Genomic DNA, 15844 nt, shown 5'->3' on the forward strand with positions numbered 1-15844 from the left:
ACCAATCGTGAAGCCCGCGATATGCAATCGGTCGCGGCGTCACCGGAGACACGCACAGTCGCATCGGACGTGACGGACCTCGTCGGCGACACGCCACTCGTCCGTCTCGACTCGTTCGCCGAGAACCTGCTGGGGAAGTACGAGGCGGCCAATCCCTACTCGGTCAAGGACCGCATCGCGGCGTACATGATAGAGGCAGCGGCCGAGGTCGGCGAACTGCCCGATGGCGGGACCGTCGTCGAGGCGACCAGCGGCAACACGGGCATCGGACTCGCGGCGGTGTCGGCGGCCCGTGGTTACGACTGCGTGCTGACGATGCCCGAGTCGATGAGCGAGGAACGGCGGCGTCTGCTGTCGGGACTCGGTGCCGAGTTGGAACTGACGCCCGCCGACGACGGCATGAGCGGGGCCATCGACCGGGCGGACGAACTCGCGGCGGCCGACGACGCCGTGCGGGCCAGCCAGTTCGAGAACGCGGCCAACCCGCGCGCCCACCGGGAGACGACCGGCCCCGAAATCTGGCGGGACACGGACGGGGACGTGGACGCCGTCGTCGCCGGCGTCGGCACCGGCGGCACCATCACCGGCGTCTCCGAGTACATCAAAGAGGAGGAAGGGGCGTCCCTCACGTCCGTCGCCGTCGAACCCGAGGCCTCCCGACTGCTGTCGGACGACGACCCGGACAGCCACGGGATTCAGGGCATCGGCCCGGGGTTCGTCCCGGACGTCCTCCGGACCGAACTGCTGGACGAGGTGCGCGTCGCCGCCGAGGACGAGGCCGTCGCGGCGGCCCGCCGCCTCGCCGAGAGCGCGGGGCTGATGGTCGGTATCTCGGCCGGCGCGGCCCTGCACGCCGCCACCGAGTACGCCGACGACAACCCCGACGAGACGGTCGTGGTGGTCCTGCCGGACACCGGCGAGCGCTACCTCTCGACCGACCTCTGGGACGGTGGCGAGTAACTCGGACTTGCCGGCCGGACACGTGGGCCTCCGCCGCCGAGAGCGAGCGCTCGGTGTGATAGAGAACGGATAGACGCAGTGGAGACCCGACCGCAGAACCGCTTACTGGACGCGACCGAACGCGAGCGTCCCGCTGATGCTCTCGATGTAGGCGTTGACGACCTGCCCCTCGCGAGCGCCGGAGACGAAGATGGTGTACTTGCCCTTCTCGGCGACGCCGTCGCCCTCGCGGCCGGTGCCGGTAATCTTGACCTCGTAGGTCTCTCCTTCTTCGAGCGTGGGCGTCTGCTGTTGGGTGTTCTTGCTCGCGCTCTTCGAGACGGGCCGGAACGCACCACAGGCCTGACAGCGGAGCATGTCGACGCCGTCCTCGGTCTTGAGGACGGTGTCGGGGAGGCCACACTCCGAACACGTCACGTACTCGGCGACGTAGGCGTCGATGGCGGCCTGGAAGTCGGCCACGTCGAACGACCCGTTGTAGCGGGCTTCGCCGCCGTCGAACTGGCCGTTGGTCCCGAACTCGCGCTGGATACTACTGTGGAGGTGCTGGGCGTCTCGCGAGAGAGCGTCGGCGATGGACTCGAGGTTGGTCAACCGTGTGAACGCCCCGTCTGTCTGTCCCTCGGGGTCGGGGATGGAGAGTCGCTCACCCGCCTCTCTGGGCTGGTCTGGAAGCACGTCGTACGCTCGCTGGAGTGCGGCCTCGTAGTTCATACCTGCTAGAGCGCGTTCTGACGTAAATGGGTTCCGTGATAGCCGCTGTCAGTTCCCGTCGGCGGGGCCCAGCACCCCGTAGCCGGCGGGTAAGCCCGGCTTCACGAATCACCGCCGAGATATGCGCAGTATAACAAATGCCTACTCTCCGGTTGCGTTCAGTATGACGGATACTCCGCCCGAATCGTTGAACCGACGCCAGTTCCTCGCGACGACGGCGACGGCCGCCGGTGGCCTCGCCCTCGCCGCGGGGTCGGTCAGCGGCCACGACGACCGCTTCGTCGTCGAACAGGGCGACCGGTGTTTCCGCGTCGAACCGCTCTCGGGTGAGGAGTCAGTTCGGGACCTCTACCGCTGGGGAAAGGAGGACTTCTACTACAGTTCCACTGGGACGACAGACCTCCAGCGCGAGGACACGACCATCCTGTTTCTCTACGACGGGCCCGACGGCCTGAGTCTCGTCGTCGTCCACGACAAACTCGACGACGGTACCGACGGCGGGTCCGTCTCGTTCACCATCGAGAGCGTCCCAGTCGAAGCGAAGTGGGTCGTAAAAGACGACTTCTACGACGGGGACTCGAACTACGACCGCTGGGACATCGACGACACGGAGACGACCGTCGATTGGACGTGGGCCGCCGAGCGAACCGACGGCGGGGCGCTCCGTGGCCTCGACGTCGACGACCTCTCGCTGGTCATCAAGCCGCGGTTCAACGAGGACGCGGCCCTGTTCGAAGAGTACTACGACGGCCGCATCGACCGCTGGGAGGTCCTCTCGGGCGACATTGACGACCCGGACCGGTACACACTGGACCGCGGGAGGCGTCTGCGCCTCCGTCGAGGGTCCTGTGACGACGACCATCACCACGACGACGATGACGACGACCACGACGACCGCGACCGGGACGACCACGACGACCACGACGACGATGACGACGATGATGACCACGACGACGATGATGACCACGACGACGATGATGACCACGACGACGATGATGACCACGACGACGATGATGACCACGACGACGATGATGACCACGACGACGATGATGACCACGACGACCGCAGGAAGCGCGAGCGTGACGAGAAGGACGAAGATGACGAGAAGGAACGGGGGCCGCCGGACCACGCTGGGCCGCCCGACCACGCCGGCCCGAAGGAAGACTCGAACGCCCCCGATCACGCCGGTCCGCCCGACCACGCGGGCCCGCCGGACCACGCCGGCCCGAAGGACGACGAGGACGACGACTGACCGCTCAGCAGTCGCCGAGCGGAATCCGGAGGCCGGCACCGTCCCGTTCGACGCTGGTCCCGAACGGGGCCGAGAGCGAGCGCATCCGGTCGCGTAGCCACCGGGCCGCGACGTCGTCGGCCGGCGTCACCCGCGAGTTCGTGATTTCGACCGGCACCAGTTCGAGCGCCGAGAGCGTCCCGTCGGTGACGACCAGTTCGAACAGGAAACTCCGGTCGTTGTGGAGGCCGTCCTTGACGAGGTAGTCGTCGACGAAGTCGCCGGCGTCGTAGACGATGGGGCGGCCTCGATACGTCTCGACGCCCTGTATCACGTGTGCGCTGTGGCCGTGGACGACGTCCGCGCCGCGGTCGACGAGCCACCGCGCGAACGACTGCTGGGTCTCCGAGGGCGCAGTCTCCCAGTTCGGGCCCCAGTGGAGCGAGACGACCAGCAGGTCCGGGTCGCGCTCGCGGGCCCGTGCCAGTGCGCCCCCGACCCAGTGACGCGTGAGTCGGTCGCTCGGTCGCAGCGGCGCGTAGGCGGCCCCTGCGGCGTCCGCACGGGCGGCGTAACTGGGCGACTGGTCCGTGACGGCGACGACGGCGACGTCGAGACCACCGACTGCGAGGTGGGCCGGTTCGAAGGCCGACGCTCTGTCCGGTCCAGCGCCGGCCGTGGGAACGCCGGCGTCCTCGAGGTGAGTGAGCGTGTCGGTCAGCGCTCGCGGACCGAAGTCGAGGACGTGGTTGTTCGCCAGACTGGCGAACACCGTCCCGGCGCTGTCGAGGGCGGGAACTGCCCACGAGGGGTGGGCCCGGAAGTGGAAGGTCCGGCCCGGGCGCGGGTCGCCGCGCGCGGAGACGCAACACTCCAGATTCAGGAACAGGCCGTCGAGGGCGTCGAGGCGGTCGGCCATCCCGTCCCAGACGCCGGTCGGGTCGTCGCGCCAGCGCTCGTCGACGTTGCGGCCGAGCATCACGTCGCCGACGAAGCCCAGTCGAGCGGCCCCGTCGGCGTCGACGGGAACCGGGCACTCGACGGACACCTCGTCAGCACTGCCCAGACAGCCACCGAGACCGGCGAGTGACGACACGAGGACGGCGCGGCGCGTCGGAGTCATCGTCAGTCACGAAACGCGGCACCCTCTTGAACCCGGTCCCCGAGACGGCTATTCGAGGTGGTGGTAGTCCAGTTCGTAGCCGGCGTCCAGCGCCCGCTGGACCGCCTCGCTCGGGTCGCCGACGCCCCGCGTCCACAGCGAGAGCCCCGTGTCGTCCGCGCCGACGAGGACGTTCCGCCGCCAGTCGGGGTCCGTCTCGGGGAAGTCCGTGCGGTAGTGCGCGCCCCGTGATTCCTCGCGTTCGAGGGCACTCAGCAGGAGCGCTTCGGCCAGCGTCAGACTGAACGAGAGGTCGACGGCGAACTCGAAGGCGCGCCCGGTCCGGTCCCCGTCGACCCGGAGGTCGGCCGTCCGTTCGCGAATCTCGTCGAGTTCGGCCAGTCCCTCGCGGAGCGAGGCCTCGTCACGGAGGATTCCGGCGTGGTCCCACAGGCAGTCCCCGAGCGCTTCGAGGAGCGCCCGCGGCGTCACGTCGCCGTCGCTCGCTTCGAGGTCGGCTAGCGCCCGGAACTCGCGTTCCGCGAGAGCGCGGACGCTGTCGGGGAGCGACGGCCCCTCGTCGCCGACCTGTGTGGCGACGTGGTCACCGACGAGTTTCCCGACGGCGACCGTCTCGGCCAGCGAGTTGCCGCCCAGACGGTTCGCGCCGTGGACCCCCGCCACCGTCTCGCCGACGGCGTGGAGGCCCTCGACGCCGGTCTCGCCGGTGTGGAAGTCGATGTCGACGCCGCCCATCGAGTAGTGGGCGGTCGGCGCCACCTCCATCGGGGCCTCGGTGATGTCGACGCCCAGCGCCGCGAACCGCTCGTACATCCGCGGCAGACGCTCCCGGACGTACTCGTCGTCCCGGTGTGAGATGTCGAGGTAGACGCCGCCGTTCTCTGTGCCGCGCCCTTCACGCACCTCCTGTGCGATGGCGCGGGCGACCACGTCGCGGGCGTCGAGTTCCATCTGGTCGGGCGAGTACCGCTCCATGAACCGCTCGCCGTCGGCGTTGAACAGGCGGCCGCCCTCGCCGCGGACGGCCTCCGTGACGAGGCGGCCGTCCCACTCCTCGCCGTAACGGTCCCCGACCATCCCGGTCGGGTGGAACTGGACGAACTCGACGTCCAGGAGCGACGCGCCGGCCTGCAGGGCCAGCGCCGGGCCGTCGCCGTTGTTCTCGTCGTCCCGCGAAGAGTGGCGGTGGTACAGCGCGGAGTACCCGCCCGCGGCGAGCACCACGTGGTCGGCGACGAAACAGACGAACTCGCCGCTCTCCATGTGGTAGCCGGCGGCCCCGTGCACTCGCTCGCCGTCCGAGAGCAGTCTCGTGACCAGCACGTTGTCGCGGTACGGAATCTCCAGCGACTGGGCCTTCGCGACCAGCGTATCGAGCATCGCCTCGCCGGTCCGATCGCCGACGAAGCAGGTCCGGCGGAACGACTGGGCGCCGAAGTACCGCTGGTTGATGCGGCCGTCCTCGGTCCGGTCGAACGGCATCCCCCACTCCTCGAGTTCCCGAATCCGGTCGGGCATGTGCTTCGTCGTCACCTCGACGGCTTCCGGGTCGTTGATGTAGTGGCCCTCGTCCAGCGTGTCAGCGGCGTGGATAGTCCAGTCGTCATCCGGGTCCAGCGACCCCAGCGAGGCGTTGATGCCGCCAGCGGCCCACGTCGTGTGTGCGTCCCCGTGGTCCCGTTTCCCGACGACCAGCGGCTCGACGCCCTGTTCGGACAGTTCGATGGCGACGCGGGCCCCTGCGGCCCCTGCCCCGACGACGAGTACCGGCACCGACACCTCCTCGTACTCGACGTCGTGGTCCCGCGTCGCCGGCGCACTGCCTGTCTGGAGTCGGTCTCGCATGGTCGAACGTAGGTGCCGGAGCAGTTTAAACGGCTTGCGCGCGTGCGCGCACGGGCTGGCGAACTTCCGGTTGTCCTGCACACGCTCGACCCCGGACCCCACAAGAATTTCAGGCCGCCACGTCTACCGAACCGGTCTAGATGGAGTCGGACCGCCGCGCCCTCCTCGGTGCCCTGACGCTCGTATCGCTCGGTCTCGTGATGGCGGCTGTCGCGTCCTACGACGTCGCCGAGGACGTCCTCGTACAGGGGGACCTCGTCGTCCTGACCCTGCTCGAAAACGCCGTCCCGTTCGCGCTCGCCTTGCTCGTCGTGGGCGCCGGCGTCCGCGTCTACACCGACGACGGACCGCTCGAGGACCGCCTGACGGTGGTTCGGTGGGCGCTGGTCGGGACCGGCGGCGTCGCGCTCATGGTGCTGTGGACGCTCGGGTTCCAGCTCTGGCAAGGCACGGTCAAACCCGCGTTCATCGTCTCGTACACCGCTATCTGGGGCTGTGTCGCCGGCTTGCTCGTCGGCGTGTACGCAGTGCGACAGCGCAGACGCGAGCGGACCATCGAACGGGTCACCGACGTCACCGCCGAACTGTGGAACGTCGACACGGCGCTGGTCGGGGCGTCCTCTCGCCCGGCGATGGAACGGGCCGTCTGTAACCGACTGACAGAGGTCGACCGGTTCGACTACGCCTGGATAGGCGATACGACAGCGGAGAGCGACACCGTCGAACCGCGCGTCGAGAGCGGGCTGGACGGTTCGCCCGACGGCCCCGCCGTCACCGACGGCGGGAGCACCATCCAGCAGGCGGCCCGGCGCGACGGCGAACCGAGGGTGGACCTGTCCCCGCGGGACTCCCTCACCGCGAGAATCGCCGTCCCGGTCCGGTACGACGGCGCGCCCTACGGCGTCCTCACGGTCGGTATCGACAGCGAAGCCGCGTTCGGGAAGTTCGAGCGCGAGGCCCTCGACAACCTCGGACGGCGTCTCGGCGACGCCATCCACGCACTCCGCTCGCGGGAGGCGCTCCTCTCGGACACGCTCGTCGAGTTCACCGTCGAAGTCACCGGGGCCGAGCAGTTCTGTACGTCCGCGACGGCGGCCACCGACGCGACGCTCGAACTGTCGGCGGCCGACGCCACGGCGGACGCGCCGCTGGCCTTCTTCACCGTCGTCGAGGGGGACCCGGACGCGGTCGCGTCGGCCGCCGAGGCCCACGACAGCGTCGCGGAGGTCGTCACGCTCACGGGCCGCGAGGGGGGCCCCGGACTGCAAGTGGTCTACGACGACGCCCCCTTCTTCACTACCGTCACGGAGGGGGCAGGTCGCCTAGCGGACGTGCGCGTCGACGACGGCACGGCGACGGTGGAAGTCTGGTACCCCCGGTCGGCCGACACTGCCGACGCGACGCAGTTGCTCGACACGCCGCCCGAGCGAACGGAACTGGTCGGCCGCCAGACCGTCGAGGTCGACCCCGACCACGTCGAGAGCGTCGAAGACCGGGTCCTCGACTCGCTCACCGAGCGACAGGCGACCGTCGCGCGCACGGCGTACTACGGCGGGTACTTCGAGACGCCCCGGGAACGCACCGGCGAGGAACTCGCCGCGTCGCTGGACATCACGTCACCGACGTTTCACGACCACCTGCGTGCGGCCGAATCCAAACTGTTCGAGGCGGTGTTCGAACCCGAACAGCGGGACTGACACTAATTTATGAGCCATGGCCTCTTTCAGGTAGGGGAGTGAAGTGTGACGACATGTTCCCCGAAACCGACCCTCGGGTCCGTCGCGACGTCGACGAGCCGGAGGCGTCACTCGCCGTCGTCGTCACGCGCGCCGTGGCCGACGCGAAGGGGGTCGACCCGACGGTGCTCCGTCCGTTCGACACCATCGTCCCGAGCGACGCGCTCTCGACGCTCTACGAGGACTCGGAGACGGAACTCGCCGTCCAGTTCGAGTACGCGGACCACCCCGTCGCCGTCCACGAGGAAGGGGAAATCTGTGTCTACCCTGCCGACGCCTCGCTGGGAGACTGAGTCAGCGCTCGACGGCGACGACGTGCGCGTCGGCCGGGTCGAACCCGACGACGACGTCGCCGTCCGGTGGGTCGGTGGTCCGTAGCCGGAGCGTCCCGCCGCCCCAGTCGAGGTGCGCGCGCGTCGTCTCGCCGAGGAACTCCGTACTCGTCACCGTCGCCGACAGCGTCGTCTCGCCGCCCGACAGCGAGAGTCGCTCGGGCCGGAGACAGAAGGTGAGGCGGTCGCCGACGCTGGCGTCGCGCCGGCCGTCGAGGCCGACCGCGAGCGACTCGCCGCTCACGTCGACGGTCGCGACGGGGCCGTCCGACTCCGAACCGACGTCGGTCACGGGCCCCGAGAGGACGTTGTTGTCGCCCACGAACGAGGCGACGAAACGGGTGGCCGGTCGGCGGTATATCTCGCGGGGCGTCCCGACCTGCTCGACGGTCCCGTCGCGGACGACGGCTACGCGGTCCGAGACGGCCAGCGCCTCCTCTTGGTCGTGGGTGACGTACACCGTCGTGATGCCCAGTTCCTGCTGAATCTCGCGGACCTGTACCCGGAGGCGCTCCCGGAGTTTCGCGTCCAGCGCGCTCATCGGTTCGTCCAGCAGGAGCAGGTCCGGCCCGGGTGCGAGCGCCCGGGCCATCGCGACGCGTTGCTGTTGCCCGCCCGAGAGCGTGTCCGGGTCGCGGTGTTCGGCCCCGCCGAGGTCGACCAGTTCCAGCAGGGTCGACACCCGTTCGTCCCGGGCGACGCCGCCCGGCGGGTCGGTGAAGCGCAGGCCGTAGGCGACGTTCTCGCCGACGCTCATGTGGGGGAACAGCGCGTAGTTCTGGAAGACGACGCCCACGTCGCGGTCCTCGGGCGGGACGCCGGCGACGCTCTCGCCGCCGAACCTGACGGTTCCCGCCGTGGGCGTCTCGAACCCCGCGAGCAGGCGGAGCGTCGTCGTCTTGCCACAGCCAGAGGGGCCGACGAGCGTGAAGAACTCGCCCTCCCGGACCGACAGCGAGACGTCTCTCAGCGCGGTGGTGTCTCCGTAGCGTCGCGTGACCCCGTCGAGCGCCACCGCCGGCGTCTCAGAAGCCACCGTCGGCACCTCCCAGTCGGTCGATGACGACGAAACTCCCGGCCGTCACCACGAGCAAGACGACGCCCATCGCCGTCGCGGGGCCGAGCCGCCGGCCGATGAACCGCTCGATGGCGACGGGCATCGTGAACTGGTCGGTGCCTGTCGCCAGCACCACCGTCGCGGAGAACTCTCCCACCGAGATGGCAAACGCGAAGGCGGCGCCGGCGACGACGGCCGGCCACACCAGCGGCAACTCCACGTCGCTGATGACCCGGGCGCGCGGCGCACCCAGCGCCCGCGCGGACTCCACGAGCGACTGGTCCATCCCCTCCAGTCCGGGGGCGACGGTGCGGACGACGAACGGGTACCCCGAGACGGCGTGGGCGGCGACGATGGCAAGGGCGCCGCCGATAGCGAGGCGTGTCCCGCCGATTTCCACGCCGAAGACCAGTCCCCGGAGGAGGCCGATGCCGACGACGATGCTCGACACCGCGAGCGGTGCCATCCCGACGGCGTCGACGAGTTTCCGCCCGCGGTACTCGCGGGTCGTGAGGACGGCGACGACGACGCCCATGGGCAGGGCCAGCAGGAGGGACCCGACGCCGAACAGGAGCGAGTTGCGCACGGCGTCCCACGGCGTCACCTGAAAGGCGGCGGCCGTCGCCTGTCTCCGGACGAGGAACTCGTAGTGGGCCAGCGTCAGTCCGTCCGGCCCGCTCACGCTCGCGTACACCATGCTCGCGATGGGGGCGACGAAGACGGCGAGAGCGACGACGCCGTACACCGCGAGGCCCGCTCTCGGGAGCAGGTCACCGAGCGAGCGCGACGGCGGGCGGAGCGGCCGCCGCGGGAGCGGTCGGATGCCGCGCGACCGGACGCTGTGGCGCGCCTCGTACCGGAGGTAGGCGTACAGCAGACCCAGCGAGACGACGAGTTCGACGATGGCCAGCGCCGCGGCCTCGGCGTACTCGAAGTCCCGAATCAGTTGGTAGACGAACACCTCGACCGTCGCGAGTTGGAACCCGCCCAGCGCGAGGACGATGGGGAAGGTGCCGAAGGTGAACACGAAGGTCAGCGCCGCGCCCATCAGCACCGAGGGGTACAGTTGCGGCGCGACCACGTCGAGGAACGCCCGACGCGGACTCGCCCCCAGACTCCGGGCCGTCTCGACGGCGCTGGCGTCGACGGACTCCCACGCCGCCGTCGTCACGCGGGCGACCAGCGGCGCGTTGTAGAAGGCGTGAGCGATAATCACGGCCTCCAGCGTGAACAGCAGGTCGACCTCGCCGAGACCGAGTGTGCCCAGCACGGCGTTCAGCGTCCCGTTCTGGCCGAACGTGGCGACGAACCCCACCGCGACCATGATGGAGGGGAGGACGAACGGCAGGATGGTCAGCGAGCGCAGAGTCCGCCGGCCGGGGAACTCGTAGCGGGCCAGCAGGTACGCCGCCGGCAGTCCGAGGACGACGCTCGCCACCGAGGAGAGCGCGGCCTGATACGCGGTGAAGCCGACGACGCCGAGGCGTCGGTCCGGCGAGAGGAGGTCGCCCAGCACCGACAGCGGCGACTCACCGGCCGCCAGCCCCGCGAGGTCACCGACGTAGAACGGGTCGGTGAGGATGCCGACGAACACCGACAGCGTCGCCCGTCCCTCGACGACGACGCTGTCGACGAACACCGTCGCTACCGGGTAGTAGAAGATGCCGAGCAGGAGCGCTACCGTCCCGGCGGCCAGCACCGGGAGTGCGTGCCGTTCGAGACGTGCTCGGACCTGCTCCTCCCCGGCTTCGCGTCCGCTGTCCGTCCCCTCGTCGGCGTCGGTCACGTCAGTTCTGGGCGAACTGCTGGCTCCAGTCTTTCACCCACTCGCCGACCGAGCCCTGCAGTTCGTCGTAGGTGAACGTCACCGGTTCGGGCGGTTCCAGCGCGAACTTCGCGTAGTCGCTGGGGAGGTCGGCGTTCGTCGTCGCCGGGAACGCGACGTTGCGCACCGCGATTTCGCCCTGTACCTCGGGGCGCAGGAGGAACTGCATGAACTCGCGGGCGAGGTCGGGTTCGTTCGCGCCCTCGAAGACGGCCATCCCCTCGGGGTTGGCGTAGCCCTGGTCGTTCAGGAACCGAATCCGGTGTTTCTCCAGATTCTGGTCGTAGCGGTCGGCGTACACCCGGTCGGTGGAGTAGGAGGTGACGATGGGGGCCTCGCCCTCAGACCACGCGCTGTACGAGTCGTCCCACGACCCCAGCACGCGGACGTCGTTGGCCTGTAGGTCGGCCCAGTAGTCGAGGTAGCCGTCGGCGCCGAACTGCTTGACGGTGTGGAGCATGAACGCGCGCCCGGTGTCGGAACTGCTCGGGTTCTGCGTGATGAGGTCGCCGGCGTGGTCCTCGGTCAGTAGTCCGTCGAACGTCTCCGGGGCCGTCGTCGACGTGCCGTCGAAGACGAGGCTGACGTAGCCGGTGTCGAACGGGACCGCGCGACCCTCCGGGTCGAAGGAGAGGCCGTCTTTCACGTCGCTCTGGCCGTTCAGGTCGCCGGCGTCGGCGAACAGCGACTCGTCGAGTGTCTCGTCGACGCGGACGAGGTCGTCGGCGTTCAGCCCCACGTAGAGATCGGCTTCGACGTCGACGCCGGCCTTCCTGCGCTCGATGTAGTGGTTGAGTTCGTTGCTCGGCGTCTGCCACACCAGTCGGGCGTCGAACTCGCTCTCGAACTGCTCTTTGAGCCACGCGCCGGGGCTGGAGGAGGGCGCGTCGATGAACGGGCTGTAGGTCCCGACCACGAGCGTCCGTCGGCCGCTCTCGGTGCTCGTCTCGCCCGTGGTCCCGATACCGCTACACCCTGTTAGCGACGTGGCGACCGTCGCGCCGGCCGCCGCGAGGAAACTGCGTCTCTCCATTACGCCGTGGTCACACCCAGTGGTACTTAACCCCCGTGTTCTCCGAAGACGGGGTTTCGGGCCGCAGAGACGACCGTTCGGCGACGGACTCGCTCTGTCGCTCTCCTCAGCCGAACAGGAGGACGGCGTTGTAGCCGGCGACGCCGACGGTGACCGCGGCGAACAGCGCGAGGAAGACGGCCGCGTCGCGGTCCGAGAGCAGGGCCCACCCACCGACGAGCCACAGCATCGCCGCGAACTTCACGAGCCACAGGCCCGCCACGCCGAACTCCGAGACGAGCGCCGCCACGACGACGTTCCCCTCGCGATAGCCGGCCGCCAGCCCCGAGAGCGTCAAGAGGACGTCGGCCACCGTCGAGGCGAGGACGAGCGCCCACAGGACGGCGTGGACTCGGGTCATCCGCCGCTCCCGACGGAGGGTGAACAGCGCGTCGTCGTCCTCGTCGGTGGACACCACGGGCATCGGCGGACCCAAGGACTGGACCGACATGAGCGCTCGGGTCGCCGAGGGCTCGGGGCCGAGTTTTAGGACCCGGGCGGCGTAGCCCGGGGCGATGGACCTCGTCGGCAAGTGCCCGCCGGACCCCGACTCGCTCGCCGCGGCCGCCGACCGCGGCTTCGACAGCGTCGAACTCCACCTGCGACCCGCCGACCTCGACGACGTGGCGGCGACGGCCGCGACGGTCGAGGCCTCGCCCGTCGACGCCGCCACGGTACACACGCTCCACGCCCGCCCGGACGACGCCGAACCGTTCCGTCGGAGCGACGCACTGGCCACCCGCCTCGACGCCTACCTCGTCGTCCACAGCCAGTACGCCCAGCACACGCATATCGAGACGCTGGAGCGCTACGATTTCGCGGCCCCGTACGGCTACGAGAACAACCCCGGCGCGACCCCGTTCCACCTGCGGAACCTCGTGCTGGACCGGGGCCACGACCTCCTGCTGGACACGGCGCACCTGTTCATGTCACAACCGGACTACATCGACGGGCTGACGGACCTCCTTCGGGCCGACGGCGACCGGATTCGGGTGGTCCACTTCAACGACGCGACACCGACGGAGGACGGACTCCCGGTCGGCGACGGCGAGATGCCACTCGAACGCACCGCCCGACTCCTCTCCGCCCACTTCGACGGGCGCGTCGTCCTCGAAGTGATGCCCGACTATCAGGCCGACGCGCTCCGGCAGGTCCGGGAGTGGGTGGGCTGACCCCGTTCCCACGCACCTTTTTGCCGGTCTACCCCGATTGTCCCGACAGGATGCCAGCCGACGTGCTCGACCGGGCGCCGGACGACCGTGTGCAGGTACTCGACGCCGACGGCGAGGTGGTCGCACCGGACCTCCTCCCGGACCTCGACGACGAGGAACTGGTCGAGATGTACCGGGACATGCGCTTCGCTCGCCGGTTCGACGAGCGGATGATAAGCCTCCAGCGACAGGGCCGACTGGGGACCTACTCCTCGCTGGCCGGTCAGGAGGGCGCACAGGTCGGGTCGACGTACGCGCTGGCCGACACGGATACGCTGTTCTACCAGTACCGCGAACACGGGGCGCTGGTCGCCCGCGGCCTCCCGTGGGAGTACCTGCTGTACTGGATGGGCCACGAACGGGGTAACGCCGCGCTCGCCGACGTGAACGTCTTCCCGCTGAACATCTCCATCGCCGGCCACATCCCCCACGCAGTCGGGTGGTCGTGGGCGGCCAAACGCGACGGCGACGAACAGGTCGGCGTCGTCCACTTCGGGGACGGTGCCACCTCGGAGGGGGACTTCCACGAGGCGATGAACTTCGCCGGGGTGTTCGACACCCCGACCGTCTTCGTCTGTAACAACAACCAGTGGGCCATCTCGGTGCCCAGAGAGCGCCAGACGGCCAGCGCCACCATCGCACAGAAAGCCGCCGCCTACGGGTTCGACGGCGTGCAGGTCGACGGGATGGACCCACTGGCCACCTACGTCGTCACGAAGGCGGCCCGGGAGCGAGCGCTGGACCCGGCCGAGGGCGAACTGCGGCCGACGCTGATAGAGGCGGTCCAGTACCGCTTCGGCGCCCACACGACCGCCGACGACCCGGATGTGTACCGAGACGAGGACGAAGTCGAGGAGTGGCGCGACCGGGGCCCACTGGCCCGGTTCGGCGCGTTCCTCTGGGACCGGGGCCTGCTGGACCAGGAGCGCCTCGACGCGATGAACGAGGCGATAGACGACGAGTTGGCCGACATCGTCGACCGGGCCGAGGACGTGGCCGCCGACCCGACGGACCTCTTCGCCGACGTCTACGCCGAGTCGACCGACGAACTCGACGCACAGCGCGCGTATCTGACCGACCTGCGGGCGCGCCACGGCGACGAGACCCTGCTTGACGAGTGAGCACGGGCCCGGTGGATTCGAGAGACGGCGACCGGACCGGTCGCCAATCGTGCGCGTATCCACACTTACATGAGCGTGGTTGTGGTAGGACCCGTATGGTCCAAATCGACCTGACCACCAGTCAGGAGCAGACGCTGACTGCGCTGGTCAACCACCACGGCTCCGCGGACGGGCCGGTGAAAGGCCAGACCATCGCCGACGACGTCGACCGGAGTCTGGGCACCGTCCAGAACCAGATGCAGAGCCTCGCCCAACTCGGCCTCGTCGAGGGCCACTCCGGTCCGGAAGGGGGCTACGTCCCGACCGAACAGGCCTACGCGTCGCTCGGTCGCGACCCCGACGCCGAGACCGAATCGCTCACGCTCGCCCGGGAGTTCGAGCGACTCGACGTCACCGTCGACGGGATACGGTTCACGACCGTCAACCACCCAGAGGAGTGTCGCGCACAACTGCACCTCCAGCAGTCCGTCGGGCAGTTCTCGACCGGGCAGGCCGTCGCCGTCGGGCCGACGCCGAAACACAACCTCGTCGTCGCCGGGACCGTCGTCGCCGTCGACGACACACAGAACACGCTCATCCTCGACGTCGCGCAGGTCGAAGCGCCGGTCGAACCCCCGGAGTGAGCCGTCGTGGTGGCGTCAGCCGCCGCGTTTCCGGTACCAGACGCGCTCGCCGACCGGTGACGCCCCCGCTTCGACGTCCAACCTGCTCGAGAAGAGGTCCCGCACGGCGAACGTGACGGCCAACTCGACCGTCTCGCCGTCGGCGGCCTCGACGTCGACGACGCAGTGCCCGTCGCGTTCGCCGATTCGTTCGATGGTCCCGACCGACCACTTCTCGACGTGGTGGCTCGGCTCCCGTGCGTGGATTCGGTCGTGGTTCACGGTCGTTCTAGGTCCAGCCCGGTGTTGAGCGTACTGCTCTCGCCGCCGAAGACGGTCGATTTACCCGCCTGCGGGCCGACCGGCGGGTATGGGAGACTCGTTCGACGACTTCGACCACGAGACGCACATGCGTCGGGCGTTCGAACTCGCTCGCGAGGCGGCCGACCGCGGGGACCGGCCGTTCGGGTCCGTCCTCGTCAGAGACGACGAGATACTGATGGCGGCGTCGAACCGCGTCGTCACCGAGGACGACGTGCGACGCCACCCCGAACTCGACCTCGCGATGCGGGCCCGCCGCGAGTTGTCGCCCGCGGAGCGCGCCGAGACGGTCATGTACACCAGCACGGAGCCGTGTCCGATGTGCGCCGGCGGCATCCGGCACGCCGGTCTCGGCCGGGTCGTCTACAGCGTCGGCGGCCGGGACATCGGCGACTTCACGGACCAGAGCGCGCCGGTCCAGTCGGCGGCGATTCTGGCCGGCGTCACGGAGGTGGTCGGACCGGTGCTCCACGAGGAGGGCCGGGCGATACACGAGGCGTTCGACTGGTAGTCACCGCTGCCACTCGTAGAACCACCACGCGCTCCCGAGCAACATGAGACCCGCGCCGAGCGCGGAGGTGGCCGGTTCGGGGATGACGAACAGGACGAAACCGACGACCAGCATCGTCACGGGCTCTATCTCGTCGTAGTAGTCGGCGAGGGACATGCGGCACAGTACGACGGCCCCCCTCAA

The 15844-nt window shown here is 69.4% G+C and carries 17 protein-coding genes; 8 read left to right on the forward strand and 9 right to left on the reverse strand.

Annotated features, from left to right (window positions below):
• Positions 1 to 21: 21 nt before the first annotated feature.
• Positions 22 to 960: a cysteine synthase A gene (gene cysK, locus EGH21_RS12885; protein WP_220618887.1), complete on the forward strand. Its 939-nt coding sequence runs from the start codon at positions 22 to 24 to the stop codon at positions 958 to 960.
• Between the two features lie 102 nt (positions 961 to 1062).
• Here cysK and EGH21_RS12890 read toward each other — a convergent pair whose 3' ends face one another.
• The gene (locus EGH21_RS12890) at positions 1063 to 1674 is read right to left on the reverse strand and encodes a translation initiation factor IF-2 subunit beta (RefSeq protein WP_220618888.1); all 612 of its coding nucleotides are present in this window, start codon (positions 1672 to 1674) and stop codon (positions 1063 to 1065) included.
• 163 nt (positions 1675 to 1837) lie between these two features.
• On the opposite strand from EGH21_RS12890, the gene EGH21_RS12895 reads away from it, so the two are divergent.
• A complete protein-coding gene (locus EGH21_RS12895) occupies positions 1838 to 2926 on the forward strand; it encodes a collagen-like triple helix repeat-containing protein (protein ID WP_220618889.1) in 1089 nt (362 codons plus the stop codon).
• A 4-nt stretch (positions 2927 to 2930) separates the two neighbouring features.
• Here the strand turns inward: EGH21_RS12895 and EGH21_RS12900 are convergent, their stop codons facing one another.
• On the reverse strand, positions 2931 to 4028 hold the full coding sequence (locus EGH21_RS12900) for a CapA family protein (protein ID WP_220618890.1): 1098 nt from the start codon (positions 4026 to 4028) through the stop codon (positions 2931 to 2933).
• A gap of 48 nt (positions 4029 to 4076) precedes the next feature.
• Positions 4077 to 5873, reverse strand: coding sequence for an L-aspartate oxidase (locus EGH21_RS12905; RefSeq protein WP_236035530.1), 1797 nt, complete (start codon positions 5871 to 5873; stop codon positions 4077 to 4079).
• A gap of 140 nt (positions 5874 to 6013) precedes the next feature.
• On the opposite strand from EGH21_RS12905, the gene EGH21_RS12910 reads away from it, so the two are divergent.
• Both EGH21_RS12910 and EGH21_RS12915 read left to right on the forward strand, forming a co-directional pair.
• Complete coding sequence (locus tag EGH21_RS12910; RefSeq protein ID WP_220618891.1) at positions 6014 to 7570, forward strand: bacterio-opsin activator domain-containing protein; 1557 nt, start codon at positions 6014 to 6016, stop codon at positions 7568 to 7570.
• A 53-nt stretch (positions 7571 to 7623) separates the two neighbouring features.
• A complete protein-coding gene (locus EGH21_RS12915; protein ID WP_220618892.1) occupies positions 7624 to 7902 on the forward strand; it encodes a HalOD1 output domain-containing protein in 279 nt (92 codons plus the stop codon).
• 1 nt (position 7903) lies between these two features.
• On the opposite strand, the gene EGH21_RS12920 is transcribed toward EGH21_RS12915, so the two are convergent.
• From EGH21_RS12920 to EGH21_RS12935, 4 genes are all read right to left on the reverse strand, one after another.
• Positions 7904 to 8977 carry an ABC transporter ATP-binding protein gene (locus EGH21_RS12920; protein ID WP_220618893.1) on the reverse strand — a complete coding sequence of 358 codons (1074 nt, stop codon included), beginning with the start codon at positions 8975 to 8977 and terminating at the stop codon, positions 7904 to 7906.
• A complete protein-coding gene (locus EGH21_RS12925; RefSeq protein WP_220618894.1) occupies positions 8967 to 10784 on the reverse strand; it encodes an ABC transporter permease in 1818 nt (605 codons plus the stop codon). The genes EGH21_RS12920 and EGH21_RS12925 overlap by 11 nt, the downstream gene beginning before the upstream one ends.
• Before the next feature lies 1 nt (position 10785).
• Positions 10786 to 11856, reverse strand: a complete 1071-nt coding sequence (locus EGH21_RS12930) for a thiamine ABC transporter substrate-binding protein (protein WP_220618895.1) — start codon at positions 11854 to 11856, stop codon at positions 10786 to 10788.
• Between the two features lie 106 nt (positions 11857 to 11962).
• The gene (locus EGH21_RS12935; protein WP_220618896.1) at positions 11963 to 12319 is read right to left on the reverse strand and encodes a DUF5658 family protein; all 357 of its coding nucleotides are present in this window, start codon (positions 12317 to 12319) and stop codon (positions 11963 to 11965) included.
• A gap of 91 nt (positions 12320 to 12410) precedes the next feature.
• On the opposite strand from EGH21_RS12935, the gene EGH21_RS12940 reads away from it, so the two are divergent.
• The 3 genes from EGH21_RS12940 (at position 12411) to EGH21_RS12950 (ending at position 14850) form a co-directional block, all read left to right on the forward strand.
• Positions 12411 to 13067: a sugar phosphate isomerase/epimerase family protein gene (locus EGH21_RS12940; RefSeq protein ID WP_220618897.1), complete on the forward strand. Its 657-nt coding sequence runs from the start codon at positions 12411 to 12413 to the stop codon at positions 13065 to 13067.
• Between the two features lie 50 nt (positions 13068 to 13117).
• Positions 13118 to 14227 carry a pyruvate dehydrogenase (acetyl-transferring) E1 component subunit alpha gene (gene pdhA, locus EGH21_RS12945; protein ID WP_220618898.1) on the forward strand — a complete coding sequence of 370 codons (1110 nt, stop codon included), beginning with the start codon at positions 13118 to 13120 and terminating at the stop codon, positions 14225 to 14227.
• A 95-nt stretch (positions 14228 to 14322) separates the two neighbouring features.
• Positions 14323 to 14850, forward strand: a complete 528-nt coding sequence (locus EGH21_RS12950; RefSeq protein WP_220618899.1) for an HTH domain-containing protein — start codon at positions 14323 to 14325, stop codon at positions 14848 to 14850.
• 15 nt (positions 14851 to 14865) lie between these two features.
• Here the strand turns inward: EGH21_RS12950 and EGH21_RS12955 are convergent, their stop codons facing one another.
• Complete coding sequence (locus tag EGH21_RS12955) at positions 14866 to 15111, reverse strand: DUF7861 family protein (RefSeq protein WP_220618900.1); 246 nt, start codon at positions 15109 to 15111, stop codon at positions 14866 to 14868.
• Between the two features lie 88 nt (positions 15112 to 15199).
• Between EGH21_RS12955 and EGH21_RS12960 the strand changes: the two genes are divergently transcribed.
• Positions 15200 to 15661 carry a nucleoside deaminase gene (locus EGH21_RS12960; RefSeq protein WP_220618901.1) on the forward strand — a complete coding sequence of 154 codons (462 nt, stop codon included), beginning with the start codon at positions 15200 to 15202 and terminating at the stop codon, positions 15659 to 15661.
• Here the strand turns inward: EGH21_RS12960 and EGH21_RS12965 are convergent, their stop codons facing one another.
• Positions 15662 to 15817 (reverse strand): hypothetical protein, encoded by a 156-nt coding sequence (locus EGH21_RS12965; RefSeq protein ID WP_220618902.1) that lies wholly within the window; start codon positions 15815 to 15817, stop codon positions 15662 to 15664.
• Between the last annotated feature and the right edge of the window lie 27 nt (positions 15818 to 15844).

The sequence above is a fragment of the Haloarcula rubra genome, from assembly GCF_019599465.1.
GTDB lineage: Archaea > Halobacteriota > Halobacteria > Halobacteriales > Haloarculaceae > Haloarcula > Haloarcula rubra.

Bases quoted from the DNA above. Each gene is read 5' to 3' on its own strand.
- cysK (WP_220618887.1), top strand. From the start codon at position 22: ATGCAATCGGTCGCGGCGTCACCGGAGACACGCACAGTCGCATCGGAC.
- EGH21_RS12890 (WP_220618888.1), bottom strand. From the start codon at position 1,674: ATGAACTACGAGGCCGCACTCCAGCGAGCGTACGACGTGCTTCCAGAC.
- EGH21_RS12895 (WP_220618889.1), top strand. From the start codon at position 1,838: ATGACGGATACTCCGCCCGAATCGTTGAACCGACGCCAGTTCCTCGCG.
- EGH21_RS12900 (WP_220618890.1), bottom strand. From the start codon at position 4,028: ATGACTCCGACGCGCCGCGCCGTCCTCGTGTCGTCACTCGCCGGTCTC.
- EGH21_RS12905 (WP_236035530.1), bottom strand. From the start codon at position 5,873: ATGCGAGACCGACTCCAGACAGGCAGTGCGCCGGCGACGCGGGACCAC.
- EGH21_RS12910 (WP_220618891.1), top strand. From the start codon at position 6,014: ATGGAGTCGGACCGCCGCGCCCTCCTCGGTGCCCTGACGCTCGTATCG.
- EGH21_RS12915 (WP_220618892.1), top strand. From the start codon at position 7,624: ATGTTCCCCGAAACCGACCCTCGGGTCCGTCGCGACGTCGACGAGCCG.
- EGH21_RS12930 (WP_220618895.1), bottom strand. From the start codon at position 11,856: ATGGAGAGACGCAGTTTCCTCGCGGCGGCCGGCGCGACGGTCGCCACG.
- EGH21_RS12935 (WP_220618896.1), bottom strand. From the start codon at position 12,319: ATGCCCGTGGTGTCCACCGACGAGGACGACGACGCGCTGTTCACCCTC.
- EGH21_RS12940 (WP_220618897.1), top strand. From the start codon at position 12,411: ATGGACCTCGTCGGCAAGTGCCCGCCGGACCCCGACTCGCTCGCCGCG.
- pdhA (WP_220618898.1), top strand. From the start codon at position 13,118: ATGCCAGCCGACGTGCTCGACCGGGCGCCGGACGACCGTGTGCAGGTA.
- EGH21_RS12950 (WP_220618899.1), top strand. From the start codon at position 14,323: ATGGTCCAAATCGACCTGACCACCAGTCAGGAGCAGACGCTGACTGCG.
- EGH21_RS12960 (WP_220618901.1), top strand. From the start codon at position 15,200: ATGGGAGACTCGTTCGACGACTTCGACCACGAGACGCACATGCGTCGG.
- EGH21_RS12965 (WP_220618902.1), bottom strand. From the start codon at position 15,817: ATGTCCCTCGCCGACTACTACGACGAGATAGAGCCCGTGACGATGCTG.